Annotated in this window: 15 protein-coding genes; 2 read left to right on the forward strand and 13 right to left on the reverse strand. The window is 40.0% G+C overall.

From position 1 onward, the window contains the following. Window positions 1–192 precede the first annotated feature (192 nt). From mnmG to MMU05_RS07870, 6 genes are read right to left on the reverse strand one after another with little or no spacing between them, the layout of a single operon-like run. Window positions 193–2,058, reverse strand: a complete 1,866-nt coding sequence (mnmG, locus tag MMU05_RS07845; RefSeq protein WP_241141123.1) for a tRNA uridine-5-carboxymethylaminomethyl(34) synthesis enzyme MnmG — start codon at window positions 2,056–2,058, stop codon at window positions 193–195. A 44-nt stretch (window positions 2,059–2,102) separates the two neighbouring features. Then, window positions 2,103–2,564 (reverse strand): rRNA maturation RNase YbeY, encoded by a 462-nt coding sequence (ybeY, locus tag MMU05_RS07850; protein WP_241141124.1) that lies wholly within the window; start codon window positions 2,562–2,564, stop codon window positions 2,103–2,105. Between the two features lies 1 nt (window position 2,565). After that, window positions 2,566–2,964: an ATP-binding protein gene (locus MMU05_RS07855; RefSeq protein WP_241141125.1), complete on the reverse strand. Its 399-nt coding sequence runs from the start codon at window positions 2,962–2,964 to the stop codon at window positions 2,566–2,568. Between the two features lie 34 nt (window positions 2,965–2,998). After that, the gene (locus tag MMU05_RS07860; RefSeq protein WP_241141126.1) at window positions 2,999–3,760 is read right to left on the reverse strand and encodes an exodeoxyribonuclease III; all 762 of its coding nucleotides are present in this window, start codon (window positions 3,758–3,760) and stop codon (window positions 2,999–3,001) included. A gap of 32 nt (window positions 3,761–3,792) precedes the next feature. Continuing rightward, entirely contained in the window at window positions 3,793–4,155 is a 363-nt protein-coding gene (locus MMU05_RS07865; RefSeq protein WP_241141127.1) for a hypothetical protein, read from the reverse strand. Next, window positions 4,148–4,504, reverse strand: coding sequence for a carboxymuconolactone decarboxylase family protein (locus MMU05_RS07870; RefSeq protein ID WP_241141128.1), 357 nt, complete (start codon window positions 4,502–4,504; stop codon window positions 4,148–4,150). Before MMU05_RS07870 ends, MMU05_RS07865 begins: the two co-directional genes overlap by 8 nt. Before the next feature lie 79 nt (window positions 4,505–4,583). On the opposite strand from MMU05_RS07870, the gene MMU05_RS07875 reads away from it, so the two are divergent. Further along, a complete protein-coding gene (locus MMU05_RS07875) occupies window positions 4,584–5,282 on the forward strand; it encodes a ComF family protein (protein ID WP_241141129.1) in 699 nt (232 codons plus the stop codon). A gap of 173 nt (window positions 5,283–5,455) precedes the next feature. On the opposite strand, the gene MMU05_RS07880 is transcribed toward MMU05_RS07875, so the two are convergent. From MMU05_RS07880 to MMU05_RS07900, 5 genes are all read right to left on the reverse strand, one after another. Continuing rightward, a complete protein-coding gene (locus tag MMU05_RS07880) occupies window positions 5,456–6,256 on the reverse strand; it encodes a TPM domain-containing protein (protein WP_241141130.1) in 801 nt (266 codons plus the stop codon). A gap of 7 nt (window positions 6,257–6,263) precedes the next feature. Beyond that, a complete protein-coding gene (locus MMU05_RS07885) occupies window positions 6,264–6,698 on the reverse strand; it encodes a TPM domain-containing protein (RefSeq protein ID WP_241141131.1) in 435 nt (144 codons plus the stop codon). Between the two features lie 5 nt (window positions 6,699–6,703). Beyond that, the gene (locus MMU05_RS07890) at window positions 6,704–7,294 is read right to left on the reverse strand and encodes a LemA family protein (RefSeq protein WP_241141132.1); all 591 of its coding nucleotides are present in this window, start codon (window positions 7,292–7,294) and stop codon (window positions 6,704–6,706) included. A gap of 77 nt (window positions 7,295–7,371) precedes the next feature. Continuing rightward, complete coding sequence (locus tag MMU05_RS07895) at window positions 7,372–10,671, reverse strand: PAS domain S-box protein (protein WP_241141133.1); 3,300 nt, start codon at window positions 10,669–10,671, stop codon at window positions 7,372–7,374. A 130-nt stretch (window positions 10,672–10,801) separates the two neighbouring features. Next, window positions 10,802–12,052, reverse strand: a complete 1,251-nt coding sequence (locus MMU05_RS07900) for a PDZ domain-containing protein (protein WP_241141134.1) — start codon at window positions 12,050–12,052, stop codon at window positions 10,802–10,804. 211 nt (window positions 12,053–12,263) lie between these two features. Between MMU05_RS07900 and MMU05_RS07905 the strand changes: the two genes are divergently transcribed. Then, a complete protein-coding gene (locus tag MMU05_RS07905; RefSeq protein WP_241141135.1) occupies window positions 12,264–12,734 on the forward strand; it encodes a Fur family transcriptional regulator in 471 nt (156 codons plus the stop codon). Here MMU05_RS07905 and MMU05_RS07910 read toward each other — a convergent pair. After that, window positions 12,731–13,174 carry an SRPBCC family protein gene (locus MMU05_RS07910; RefSeq protein ID WP_241141136.1) on the reverse strand — a complete coding sequence of 148 codons (444 nt, stop codon included), beginning with the start codon at window positions 13,172–13,174 and terminating at the stop codon, window positions 12,731–12,733. The two genes, MMU05_RS07905 and MMU05_RS07910, sit on opposite strands and share 4 nt — an antisense overlap. Before the next feature lie 52 nt (window positions 13,175–13,226). Continuing rightward, window positions 13,227–13,835: a cytochrome c oxidase subunit 3 gene (locus tag MMU05_RS07915; RefSeq protein WP_241141137.1), complete on the reverse strand. Its 609-nt coding sequence runs from the start codon at window positions 13,833–13,835 to the stop codon at window positions 13,227–13,229. Window positions 13,836–13,854 lie beyond the last annotated feature (19 nt).

The following is a 13,854-nucleotide window of genomic DNA, read 5'->3' on the forward strand; positions in this document are numbered from 1 at the left end:
TGTAATCCTCCGATTGGTAGTATTTTCCTATGTTTTTGCTGTCAGGCCTTGGATTGGTGAAGATCAGGTGGCATGAAGTACATTTGCACAAAAGGAATTTTTCTTGGCTTACAGAGAAGTCGGTGACTTCTTGGTGATTAAGAAAAAGCCCGCTGTTACATAGCGGGCATTTGTTTAATCTTTCTTGTGACATTATCTTCCCAAATAAACAGTGAGGATGGATAAATCTGCCGGTGTTACTCCGCTTATTCGTGAGGCTTGGCCCATTGTTTCAGGCTTGATCTTGTTTAATTTCTGCTTTCCTTCTGCAGAAAGTGCAGTAATGGCCAAATAATCAAAATGCACTGGAATCCTGTAATTTTCCATGTTATTCATTTTTTCAACCATCTGTTGTTCTTTGTCAATATAGCTGTCGTATTTGATTTGGATCTCTGCTTGTTCGAGTACCTTCTTGCTATATTTGGAGAGGTATTGTTTGATATCAGCGTCTAGGTTCATTACTTCAGCCAAGCCAATTTGTGGTCTTTTCAAAAGTTTTTCCACCGTTATTTTTTCTTTGATCGTTGCAGTGTCAAACCCTTCTAGGCCTTCGTTTACCAAGTCTGGAGACAATTTTTTCTGTTTTAAATCATTGATCAATTTTGCAGTATCAGATTTCTTATCCAACATCTTTTCCAGCCTTGTATCATCAGCCAATCCAATTTCATGACCCATTTGTGTGAGTCTAAGGTCAGCGTTGTCTTGTCTAAGCAATAACCTAAATTCTGCTCTTGAAGTGAACATCCTGTACGGTTCTTCAGTGCCTTTGTTGATCAAATCGTCTATTAATACGCCGATGTAAGCGTCTGATCTTTTCAAGAGAAAAGGATCTTTTTCTTGGACTTTTCTTGCAGCGTTAATACCTGCCATTAATCCTTGTGATGCGGCTTCTTCATAACCTGTGGTGCCGTTGATTTGTCCGGCAAAAAACAGGTTCTCTATCAGGTGTGTTTCTAAGCTTAATTTTAATTGTGTAGGCGGAAAGAAATCATATTCTATGGCATATCCCGGTCTGAACATTTTAGCGTTTTCAAATCCGGGGATTTTTCTCATTGCTGCGTATTGGACATCCTCAGGTAAGGAAGTAGAAAATCCATTAATGTACATTTCCACTGTATTCCAACCTTCGGGTTCAACGAAGATTTGGTGCCTGTCCCTTTCAGCAAATCGGTTGATTTTGTCTTCTATGGAAGGGCAGTATCTCGGGCCTAGACCTTGGATTCTTCCATTAAACATCGGAGATCTGTCAAATCCTTTCTCTAATGAGTTGTGTACTTCTTTGTTTGTGTAGGTTATCCAACATGTTCTCTGTTCTTTTAATGTAGTGGTTTCGTCAGAATAGGAGAATTTTTCAGGATTTTCATCTCCATATTGGACCTCCATTTTTGAATAATCCAACGATCTTCCGTCGACTCTTGGTGGTGTTCCGGTTTTCATTCTACCAGCCTCAAAACCCACTCTGGTAAGCTGCTCTGTAATTCCTTTAGCTGCTGCTTCGCCGGTTCTTCCTCCTCCAAATTGTTTTTCTCCAATATGAATGATTCCATTCAAAAATGTCCCATTGGTAAGAACAACGGATTTTGATCTGATTTCTATTCCGATTCCTGTTATGACACCTTCTACCCTGTTGTCTTTTATCAGTAGTCCACTGATCATTTCTTGCCAAAAATCCACATTAGGAGTTTGCTCTAAAGCTAACCTCCATTCTTCTGCAAATTTCATTCTGTCATTTTGGGATCTTGGAGACCACATGGCTGGGCCTTTTGATCTATTCAGCATTCTGAATTGGATCATGGATTTGTCAGAAATTATCCCGGACATTCCGCCAAGCGCATCGATTTCTCTAACAATCTGACCCTTTGCGACTCCGCCCATCGCAGGGTTGCATGACATTTGCGCAATGGTATTCATATTCATTGTACATAGAAGAACCTTAGAACCCATCTTTGCTGCCGCATGAGCTGCTTCACAACCTGCATGTCCTGCCCCTACTACGATTACATCATATACTGGAAACATAATAAATGTTTTTTAATTGTTTCACGTGAAACAATGTGAGTTAATTAGACTGTAATTTTTTTAATTGTTTCACGTGAAACAGTATGTTTATCAAATAGGGATATAGCTAAGTTTTCCATTTCCCTCATTTTATCTCTTTCTTCCTCTTTTTTGTCTTTATATCCCATCAGATGTAAAAGTCCGTGACTCATGACCCTTTTTAGCTCTATGTCGAAATTCACGTTTTCTTTGACCGCATTTTCTTTAACCCTGTCAATACTTACAAAGATATCCCCTTCAATTACGCCATCTTGTTCTGAAGTATCGAATGTAATTATATCTGTGAATGTTTTGTGGTTAAGATATTCTACGTTGATTTGGTAAAGGTATTCATCAGAGCAAAAAATGTAATTGAGCTCTCCGATTTTTTTTCCATTAAGATAACTAACCTGCCTTAGCCACTTTTTGGTTTTGTTTTTCTCCGGTAAGGAAAATTTGATGTCTTCTTCAAAAAAAAGAATGGCCATATTACATATAAAATGTTAGGATCGTCTTTCTCCCTTTGTCCTCAAATTTGATTCCGTCTGCAAGGTGCTTCATAATGAATATTCCCCTGCCCCCGGTTTTTTCTAAGTTCTCAGGCGCAGTGGGGTCGACCAAGTGATCATAATCAAAACCTTTTCCTTCATCCATGATGATGAACTCAACTTGATTTTCATCGAGGTGGAGTTCGAGATTTACTTTTTTATTCCCGTCCATGTTATTGCCATGGACGATAGCGTTTGTGACACACTCAGTTACAGAAATCATGATGTTCCCATAAATGTCCTCATTAATCGGATATTTTTCCCTTGCGTTATCTATAAAGCTTTCTACAATCTTTATATTCTCTATTAGGGAAGGAATTGAAATTTTAATGGAATTCATGGAAAATATATTGATATTGGTTGTAAATTTAATGTTATTCTAATTCTATCATTATCGGACAGTGATCCGAATGATGAGCTTCGGGAAGGATAATAGATCTTTTTATCTTCTCTCTCATTCCCTCTGTTGACATGTGGTAATCTATCCTCCAACCAAGATTTTTGTACCTTGAACCTGCCCGATAGCTCCACCAAGTGTAATGATGCGGATTCGGATTAAAGAGTCTGAAGGTATCAATGAATCCTGATGCGGTGAACTTATCCATCCAAGCCCTTTCTTCAGGTAGAAAACCTGAGGAATTTTTATTCGATATCGGGTTATGTATGTCTATCGGCTTATGACAGATATTGTAATCTCCACTCAAAATCAGATTTGGGTGTGCTTTAATCAAGTCCTGTGAATAACCATAAATGTCATCCAAGAACCTATATTTGAAATCTTGCCTCACGTCACCTGTAGTTCCTGAGGGAAAATACGCAGAAACAAAAGAAAACCCATCAAAGTCTGCTCTAATTATCCTTCCCTCGTCATCATAAAAAGGCATAGCAACACCATACTCAACATGCTTTGGTTTTACCTTGGTCAAAATGGCCACTCCGCTATATCCTTTTTTTGCTGCAGGATACCAATATATGCTGAATCCCATATCCTCAAATATGGTCCTGTCAATTTGGTTTTCTTCTGCTTTAATTTCCTGTAATCCAATGATATCAGGATCTATGGCTTTTAACCATTCCGCAAATCCCTTTGTAAGCGCTGCGCGGATACCATTGACATTATAGGATACGATTTTCATGATACTAAGATTAGCCTGATTATAGATTATTTCTATTTGATTTCTATTTGGAATTCAGTTTCAAAATATTCCAGAACCTGTATTTTCAATAATTTCTCTTGTTCTAACACGTCAAAATGAGGCAGTTTGTTTACGAGTTTCCAATGCGGCCATCCATCCTGATCGATATAATCCAATTCATAAAACCCTACCTGACTCAACACCCTGCATATTCCAATGTGCATCAGGTCTTGCTTCTGTTCTTTGGAAAAACTCTTGTTTCCCTGTCCCAATTCTTGCACACCAATCAGAAACAAAACTCCATTCAGGTCATTGGGTTTTTTTCCGATGAGTTCTTCCATCCCTTTCAGCAGCTTGCTCCACCGTTTTTCCAGATCAAGGTCTTTTTTAAACATCACTTTTCCCTTCTTGTTCCAATAATTCCCAATATTCTACAGCCCTTCTCAAATGTGGAATTACAATAGAACCTCCTATAATGGTGGCGATTGAAAAAACCTCAAATATCTGCTCTTTATTCAATCCGGCTTCATATGACTTTCCCAGGTGGTACTTGATACAATCATCACAGCGCAGGACCATTGAACATGCCAAACCGATCATTTCCTTGGTTTGGATATCCAACGCACCTTCTGCATAGGTATTGGTGTCAAGATTGAAAAAACGCTTGATGACCTTGTTATCCGAAGCCATGATTTTTTCATTCATTTCGCTTCTGTAGGCATTGAATTCTTCTATTAAATTCATTAAATTTTAAGGAGTTTTTAGTCAATTGCAAATATAACAGGTATTTACAGTCATTCAGTTCTAACTTCCCATTTTGAAAATGTATTCTAGGATTTTTGAAGATTTTTTGGCTTTGGTTTTCCCAAAAACCTGTTGCCTCTGTAAAAGGAGTCTTTTTGACTTTGAAGACCAGATGTGCAAGGTATGTATAGCTGCACTTCCTATTACCAATTACCACCTCCGGCCTCAAAACAATGAGTTGGTTACCAAAATCATGGGGCTGACCCAGCCCAACTTGGTTATGTCTTTTTTGAGGTTTTCAAAAAAAGGAGCTAGCCAAAGTCTTTTGCATCAATTGAAGTATAAAAATAAACCTGAAATCGGGGTGGAAATCGGAAGACTTTATGGAAATATCCTCCATGAAAGCGGATTTAAAAACAATTGGGATCAAATCACCCCTGTTCCCCTTCATCCTGTAAAGCAAAAGAAAAGAGGCTACAACCAAAGTGAACAGTTTGCAAAAGGGCTCTCTGAGTCATTGGGAATTCCTGTTGTGTTGTCATTGATAAGGGTTCAGTATACAGAGACCCAAACCAAAAAGTCAAGAATGGAGCGGATTGAAAATGTCGCTGAAGTATTTGATATCGATCCCAACAAGGAAGTCAACGGGAAGAGATTGCTCCTTGTGGACGATGTCATGACCACAGGAGCGACGTTGATCACTTGTGCCAATGTCTTGCTGGAGAAAGGAAGTGAGGTGGTTGATTTGGCGGTAATTGCAGCAGGTAAGAACCAATAAATGGTGAGCTATTGAATTTTTATAATACAGATAGGCTCATTTTGAATGAATTTCTTTTGAAGCTGTGCTTGAGGATAAAATGAATGGGCGACAGATTTGGATCTAAATAGTAAAGGAATATTCTAAGCCTAAACAACGAGCAAAAGGACTTTGAGGTCGTCAAATCAGAAAACCTACCAGCTTCCGCCGGCTCCTCCTCCACCAAAAGAACCGCCACCAAATCCACCGAAACCTCCACCACCGCCTCCGAATCCACCACGACCTGAGGAAAAATCCCCAAATTTACCCCCGCCGCTACCTTTGAGCAGATTGGCAAGCATGATGGTCGTAAATAGGTCTACTCCTCCTCCTTTACCACCCATGTGGTTGTCATTGTCTTTCCTGTTTTTGATCAAAGGAAGAATTACAAAAATGAAAATAAAGAACAAAAAGAAGACTATTGCCCTTCCATGTTCTCCTGTTGAGGTTACTTTATCGGCTTCATACTCACCTGAGGCCAACTTGAAAATCATATCTGTAGCCTTGTCTAATCCGTCATAGTAGGCCTCCATCTTAAAATTTGGTACAATCAACTGATCAACTATTCTTTTTGTCAATATATCTGGCAATACCCCTTCCATCCCATAGCCTGTTGCGATAAAGACTTTTCTGTCTTCCATTGCTGCCAAAATCAAAACCCCATTGTCCAGCTTTGCCTGACCTATTCCCCATTTTTCACCCAACTGAAAGGTATAATCGCTGATATCATACTGACCCACCGACCTGATCATTACTATCGTGACCTGCGTGGAAGTACTGTCATTGTATGCTACGAGCTTACTTTCCAAACTTGCTACCTGACTTGCGGAAAGGGAATTCGTAAAGTCATTGACCAACCTTGGTGGATTAGGGACTTCGGGAAAGTCTCCTTGGGCAGTAAGTGTTCCAACAAATAGAAGAATGAGTAATATGGAAAGGGAATATTTATAGATCATGATTTTGTTATCCAAAGGAAATTTCATCCGATAATTCGTTGAGGTCTCCTTTATTATCATAAGGAAAATGGGCTTTGAGCTGCTGACCACAGGCTTCGATCGCAGTCGACAATCCCTCAGTAAATGCCTGTTGTTTGAATGATTTCGCCATTTCCTCTTTTATTTTCTCCCAAAAATTTTCCGGAACGACTTTATTGATGCCGGAATCTCCAAGAATGGCAAACTTATGGTCTGCTACTGCCAAATAGAACAGAACGGCATTTCTTTCCTTGGTTTTATGCATTTTCAAGGTTTCAAAAACCTCTGCCGCCCTGTCCAATACGTCAAGGCGGCAATGGTTTTCTATATGTACCTGGATTTCCCCGGAAGTAGCCATCTCAGCAGCTGCTATGGCTGACACGATCCTGTTTTTGTCTTCCTGAGAAAAGAGATTTTCTGCCATATCAATTAGAATTGTACCGTCGGTGCATTTTCGGAACCTGCCGCTGCTTCAAAATAACCTTTGGTTTCAAATCCATACCAACCTGCGAATAGGTTGTTTGGGAATTTTCTAAGGTCTGAGTTATAAGCTTGTACCGATTGGTTAAAGTTCCTTCTTGCTACGGCAATTCTGTTTTCAGTTCCTTCCAACTGTGCCTGCAATTCTAAGAAGTTTTGGTTGGCTTTCAGATCAGGATATTTTTCTACTGTTACCAATAATCGGCTCAAAGCTCCGCTCAATTGGTCCTGTGCTTCCTGAAATTGTGCGATTTTATCAGGGCTGAGGTCATTTGCATTGATATTGATAGAAGTGGCTTTTGCTCGGGCTTCGATTACCCCGGTCAGCGTTTCCTGTTCAAATTCAGCATATCCTTTTACTGTGTTCACAAGGTTAGGAATCAGGTCTGCCCTTCTTTGGTATTGAGTTTGGACTTCTGCCCATTGGCCATTGATTGTTTCTTCATTTTGGACAAACATATTATAAACCCCAACTGCTTTGGTGTACATGAATATGCCTATCACAGCAATGATCAAAATAGGAATGAGTGCTTTTTTCATTTTTCTGGATTGGTTTAAGGATTCACAAAATTAAAATTTTGATGGGAATATCTTTTGTGTTTGATTTTAAGATAGGTTTATTTTTCCTCAGGGAAATTTGCCTTCATGTTCTTGAGATAAATATAGAATGTTGTGCCTACTCCCACGGTACTTTCTACCCGGAGGTTGCCGTCATGTGCCCTGATTTGTTCACGGATCAGGTACAATCCCAATCCTTTGCCATCTACATGGGAATGGAATCTTTGGTACAAACCAAACAACCTGTCCTTGTACCGATCCAAATCCAAGCCGATGCCGTTGTCACGGAATTCAATGACAGTAAACCCTTCCTCGAGGAATGATTTGATCTCAATAACGGGGTTTCTCTCGGCATGTTTGTATTTGATGGAATTTGTGGTCAAGTTGATGATGAAGTTTTCTAGGTGGGAATAGATGTAATTGATATACGGCGCTTCGCTATAGTCACTTACGATCACAGCACCTGATTCCTGGAATTGCTTGGAAAGGCTCCGCTCAATGTTTTTAAGCAACTTTCTGAAACTTACCCTTTCGATTTTAGGCAGTTTGTTCTTTTTGATGGAAACCACTTCTATCAGGTCTTCAAGAGTACTGTTCAGTATCTTGGTAGAGATTTTGAGGTTTTCGATGATTTCATAATTCTCTATATCCGCAGGATTTTGGTAATTATATAAGTCTAGGAGCGATGTGATATTTACAATTGGCGCCCGAAGGTTGTGAGAAATGATATAAGCAAACCGCTGAAGTTCTTCATTTTGGGATTTAAGGTCTTTGATGAGCCTTTCTCTTTCTGATTCCGCAATTTTTGACTCGGTAATGTTTTGGGTTACCAGCAAGATTCTGTCTATTTGATGGGAACTGTTGGTCAACGGAACACCATTTTTCAGGTAATATTGGTTGTTTACCATGACTTCAAAGATGGCGGATTCACCTGCCATGACTTTTTCCAAGAATCCCTTTACTTTGTTGGAAGTCGATTCATCATAAATCGAAAGGTGTGGAGTCCCGATCAGCTTCTTTTGGTCTATCTGTAAAGATTGGTAGCCTTTTCCGTCGGTGAATACGTAGTTGAAATTTTTATCCAGAATTTCGATTGTGCCGTTCGGGAAGTTTTCTGCAATACTTCTGAAGAGCAATTCTGATGAAATCAGCTTTTTTTCGAAATGCAACCTGTTCAATTCCGCTCCGATCCTATCAGACAAGACAGTCAGCAGCCCGGAAAGACCCAAACTGTAAGGATGGTCATTTTCGTCCATCAAAACCAGGATTCCCAAGCGGTTTTTGTCAATATCCACAATCGGCACACCCATGTAAGTGGATATTCCCCTGCTCACCAAAGTTTGGTCTTTGGGATATTTGGCAGATGCACCGTTTTGAATTATAAATGGAACATTAGAATTCAAATAATCATATAAAGGAGCGTTAATCAAGGAATACTGGAAATTTTCAGCACGCTTCCCATTTTTATGGTAAGAAAGAATATTGGCGACTTGATTTTTTTCATCCACTTCCGCAATGAAGCAGTTGGATACATTCAGTTTTTCGGAAAGGAAGGAAGTCAACGCGTCAAAAAACTCCTGCCCTGAGAATCGAGATGTCCGCTCGGTCAATTCTGACAGGATATTGGAGACATATTGCTGTTCACTGATATCCTCCAAGATGGCCTGAAAGACCTTTCCTTCCTCGACAGATTTGGCATTGACGCGGACATGGAACAACTTTTTGTTGAAATGGCTTACATAGGGACCTTCATAAAATCCCTGACCTTTTTCTATGCTGTCCCGATAGGCATTTTCAATTGGATGTCCTTTGATCAGCTCAAACATGTTTTTGCCAATCATGTCTGCGGGATCCACCACATCCACTTTGTCCATAAACCGCTTGTTCACATCGAGGATAGTTCCTTGGCTGTCATATTGGAATATGGGCAGCGGGTTCTCATCGAACAGGATTTTGTACCTATTGAGCAGCAAATTTGACTCTGTCTCTTTCTGTTTGGTATAAGTTATATCAATGAAAAAACCTGCCCAAATAGATTCCTTGGGGAATTGTTTGAGCCTGTTGGAAGCACCAAATACCCACTTGGTCTTTCCTGAGGGCGTGATGATTCGGAAAGTACTTTCAAATTTCAGGTTTTTTTGGAAGGCAATTTTATCCGCCAACTCTACCTGCTCAAGATCTTCGTGGTAGATCAGTTGACGGAGACTGGAGTCATTGTCCATGATGGTCACGGGATCAAGTTCCCAAAGGTTTTTACTTCCCTCACTGACGAAAATAAACTTTCTGGTGCCATCCGGAAAAGCCTTGATCATATACACCATGCCCGGTACCACGCCTGTGAGCTGATCGAGAATGGTCTTATGTTCCAAAATATCCTTCTCGATTTCTTTGAGCGCGGTAATGTCGGTGATGATTCCCAGAGAAACCCCCGAGCTATTGGGATCATCCAACAGTTTGTTCACCTCATCCTGAACATACACATAATTTCCAGAGGCATGGTTGACCCTGTAGATTACCTTAGAATCATGATCAAACCCAGAATGAAAATATTGGCGGTCAAGGGGATGGACCAGATTCAACCAATCTTTGGAAGTATAATTTTCAAAAAACCCCGGTGCATGGCCTAAGATTCCCTCCAGATTTCCCGATAAATTGATTTGGTCAGTCTTTAAATCATATTCGTAATAAATGGGCGCCTGCTTCAAGCCAAGTTCCGAATCAGCTGCCATTGGTTCTGATTTTGCGATGGAAGGATTGGCACCATATTCCAATTGGATCAGGTCATGGTCTTTGGTCAGCATCTTCTTTGACAAATAGATGTGACCCGGAAAAACGGTCAAAATCTCATTGTCCGGATTGTCCAGAAAATCATTGAAACCGGATTCTGAAATAAAATTGAATTTTGAATAAAAGTGGGATTTCCATTCTGAAATCGTGGTCAGGACATTTCCTGAGTGCAAACCGGTAAAAACCTTGGACGTAGATTTATCCATAATCCAGGAAAATTTTACCTGACAGTCAAATGGAATCTGGGAAATGAGCACATTCACCAAATAAGAATTGTCCTCTTGAGAAATCACATATCCTTCTACCTGTACAAATCTGAAATACTTTTGCTTCCAAGTGAGTGGGCAGATGAGCTTATCGCCATTGCCGAGAATCTGGAAAAGGTATTCGAAAAAGGGCCTTGGAATGGTAGGAAATGACTTTTCGAAAAATGCTTCCTCATAAAACTTTTCTCCTTCTGTCAGAAGATTTCTAATCTCGGAAGAAATATAAAGCAGTTCAAATCTGCCACCCTCGTACTTTTTTACAGTAAGTAGAATATTTTGAAAAGAAACTCTTGCACCTTCTGACATACATTAATCAAAGAATTCATTGGGACAGCCTCTGCACGGGCATCTCAACTTAAAATACATTCCTCCAAATATACAACTCTTCGGATAACAACATCAATAATGAGGCTATTGAAGGTTTGGAACAAGAACATTAAATCTGCCTTTTCAATCTAAATTTAAAATCCTTCAACTCAAAATTTTCAGGATCCTCTCCAAGAAACCGTTTCATGGTTACATTAATTTCCCTTCCTTCCTCCGAACGAAACAGTTTGATCAAATCGGGAAGTTCCCAAAAGGCAATAGGGATATTGTTGATATCATAGAATTCATCTTTCATCCGGATACCGGCTTCATAGGCAGGAGATCCTTCCCGGACTTGGGTCACATAGATGATTTTTTCATCCATAGGCAACAATCTTGGCGTGATGCCACTCATGTCAAATTCAAAAGGAATTAGAAATGTATCGCCTCTTTTGATGTACATTTTCTCTCTGTTGTAGTCCAAAATCACTGTCAACCTACCCAAAATCTCCGAGCCGATACTTCCCTGTCTGCCGCTTTCCCGGATGACATAGCTGAATTCTGTTTCCTCAGGGAAAGAAGTGATCACATCTTTAAATTTGACGCCATTGATATCCAAAAGAAAGGTGCGTCCCACAAAGCCAAACAAATCACCACCCAAGGACCTGCCCAAATCACTTTTAATGTTCTTTTCTGGCAATAGAATCTCGTCGGTCGTTTCCCTGTTCAAGAGCAACCCGTGGTTGGCCCCGATATCAATCAGCAACTTGCCTTCCAATTCTGTATCGGAGCTTTGCTTTATTTTTCCTGTGATGTAAGGTTTGCTGTTGTCAAGCTTGATATTCACTTTCTTGTAGCCAACAGGCTTTCTTTTCATCATGTCATTGGCATAAAAAGTGATCTTTTGTCTGTCATAATCAATTTTGACAGTATTATATTTGAAAAATTCGTAGCCTATAACGCCATACACCGGAATGCCGATTACCTGCTCGAGTTCCATAAAATCCTCATCCAATACCAGAAGAGTCTGAAAAATTCCCTCCAAAGGACCCATATCAATGTAATTGTTTGGGGAGACGGAGGCTGTCAAAATCGTCTGCCCGTCCGCACCGACCAAATCGAGCTTTCGGGTGTAATTGAGCCCAATAAAATTTCCGAAAGTCTTACTGAACAAAATGTTTGTTTTGACACCGGTGTCCAATAGGAAATTGACAGGCGGACCGCTATTGATAGAGAGAGGAATGATGACGAGATTATTGGAAACTATGATCGGCAATTCCACTTTTTTTTCAGCTTCCCTCATATAAAATCCTGGAACCTGAGCTGTGGCGACAAAGATCCAAAAGTAGAGAATCAGCGTAAGGATAGAGAATGGGCGCACGGGTTTTTAAAATTTTGGGTCTATAGTTGGATTAATATAATCATAAATATTTTTCAATGGTGATTTGTTCATCTAAATTTTAGATAGGCCGGTTTTTGGAATATTTTTATCAGGATTGATCCCAAATTAGCCCGAGTCGAATTAATGAAGCGTTGGTATTTTTGATAAAATCTAAAAAATACCGCATCTTTATTTTTTGGTACTATTCATTATGGCAGAATTATCAGTTGTAGAAAAAGCAAAGAAAATTTTTGAGAACTTCCTTTTGAGACAGGGAAGCAGAAAAACCCCCGAAAGATATTCTGTGTTGGACGAGCTATATGCCCTACCACAAGATGAACATATTGATGTAGAAGGGCTATTCCTTCTGATGAGAAACAAAGGCTACACCATCAGCCGGGCTACTATCTACAATACCTTGGACCTTTTGGTCGAATGCGGATTAGCTGTCAAGCATCAGTTCAAAGACAAAGTGGCACTTTACGAACAGGCACTGACCTACAAGCACCATGACCACCATGTCTGCAACCAATGCCGCAAAATCAGGGAATTCTCTGATGAAAGAATCAACTCCATTAAGATTGCCATGGGGAAAGAATTTCAGTCCGCCATCACCAGCCATTCTTTGGTACTCTATGGAGATTGTCAGATTGAGAATTGCGACAACCTCTCATTGGCCTAGGCCTTGGCCTTGAAGCATTTTTTGTAAATGGGATTTCTGTATAAAAACTGAAGGTACATCGCCGGATAGAGAAATATTCCCAACAATCCCGGTTTTGCTTTAAAGGTGATTTCATCCCTGATAATCGAACCCTTACCGTTTTTGATAATCCGGTGTTTATGCCGCCATTCTTGGAGAAAAAACGGCAATGCCGTACCCTGATCTACAAAGAAAAATTCCTTCTCATCTGTATGGTCCTCGGTGATCAAACTTGTCCATTTTTGCTTGAAAAAGATGAAATTCAACTCCAGGGTGACCACATCCCCTTTTTTTGAGCCATCAAAACGCAACAGCTTGACAGGAGGAAAGGGAGGGCTGAGTTTGGTAAAAAGGCTTTCGTTGAAGCCTTCCTTGACCTGAAGGTAATCCTGTTCAACGGCAGTTTCAATATTGATTTTCATGGAATAGTTTCTAAAGTAAGAAGTTGGAGGTTGAAATCAAGGCGTTTAGGTTTTAAAAAATCAAGACAAATACCAGAAATAATATCAGCCAAATCAGGTCCATAAAATGCCAATAGGTGGTAAAAAGCCTGATCCTCATTTTCTCAAAAGGATTGGTCAGCATCAGAAGTTTATGTATTTCACTTTTGCTGTTTTGGGTATATTGTACCAACATAATCCCCGAAAATACCAACACGCCCAAAAGGTGAAAAATATGGATGCCACTCAAGACGTACAGAAAACTCCCACTCGGCAAACCCCTGAAATCGACACCCATCATGGTAAGTTCCCGCCATCCAAAAAACTGTAAGACGGTAAATACAAGTCCAAGTATGGCTGTAAGGATAAGCGTAGACCTGAGTTTTTCGAGATTTTCCTCATTGAAATATATCAGCAATTTCGAAACAGTGTACCCGCTATAAAGAATCACCAGAGTACTTACAATAAATGCCTTAGGGATTTTATGGCCGTATTGTTCAAAATATCCGGTACCGGAGGCCAAAAAAGCCACTGTCAAAAAAAGAAAAATCAAACCGCTACCAAACATCCCCAAGAACATCAGGGTCTGGTAGGGATGCATTTTCTCTACTCTTTGTAGCCAGGTTTCCTTGGTTTTTTCCATGGGTCATTAAGTTATATTT

The sequence above is a fragment of the Cognataquiflexum rubidum genome (assembly GCF_022538115.1).
Classification (GTDB): domain Bacteria; phylum Bacteroidota; class Bacteroidia; order Cytophagales; family Cyclobacteriaceae; genus Cognataquiflexum; species Cognataquiflexum rubidum.

Bases quoted from the DNA above. Each gene is read 5' to 3' on its own strand.
- MMU05_RS07885 (WP_241141131.1), bottom strand. From the start codon at position 6,698: ATGGCAGAAAATCTCTTTTCTCAGGAAGACAAAAACAGGATCGTGTCA.
- MMU05_RS07875 (WP_241141129.1), top strand. From the start codon at position 4,584: ATGTATTCTAGGATTTTTGAAGATTTTTTGGCTTTGGTTTTCCCAAAA.
- MMU05_RS07870 (WP_241141128.1), bottom strand. From the start codon at position 4,504: ATGAATTTAATAGAAGAATTCAATGCCTACAGAAGCGAAATGAATGAA.
- MMU05_RS07905 (WP_241141135.1), top strand. From the start codon at position 12,264: ATGGCAGAATTATCAGTTGTAGAAAAAGCAAAGAAAATTTTTGAGAAC.
- MMU05_RS07915 (WP_241141137.1), bottom strand. From the start codon at position 13,835: ATGGAAAAAACCAAGGAAACCTGGCTACAAAGAGTAGAGAAAATGCAT.
- MMU05_RS07910 (WP_241141136.1), bottom strand. From the start codon at position 13,174: ATGAAAATCAATATTGAAACTGCCGTTGAACAGGATTACCTTCAGGTC.
- MMU05_RS07880 (WP_241141130.1), bottom strand. From the start codon at position 6,256: ATGATCTATAAATATTCCCTTTCCATATTACTCATTCTTCTATTTGTT.
- mnmG (WP_241141123.1), bottom strand. From the start codon at position 2,058: ATGTTTCCAGTATATGATGTAATCGTAGTAGGGGCAGGACATGCAGGT.
- MMU05_RS07890 (WP_241141132.1), bottom strand. From the start codon at position 7,294: ATGAAAAAAGCACTCATTCCTATTTTGATCATTGCTGTGATAGGCATA.
- MMU05_RS07895 (WP_241141133.1), bottom strand. From the start codon at position 10,671: ATGTCAGAAGGTGCAAGAGTTTCTTTTCAAAATATTCTACTTACTGTA.
- MMU05_RS07865 (WP_241141127.1), bottom strand. From the start codon at position 4,155: ATGTTTAAAAAAGACCTTGATCTGGAAAAACGGTGGAGCAAGCTGCTG.
- ybeY (WP_241141124.1), bottom strand. From the start codon at position 2,564: ATGGCCATTCTTTTTTTTGAAGAAGACATCAAATTTTCCTTACCGGAG.
- MMU05_RS07860 (WP_241141126.1), bottom strand. From the start codon at position 3,760: ATGAAAATCGTATCCTATAATGTCAATGGTATCCGCGCAGCGCTTACA.
- MMU05_RS07855 (WP_241141125.1), bottom strand. From the start codon at position 2,964: ATGAATTCCATTAAAATTTCAATTCCTTCCCTAATAGAGAATATAAAG.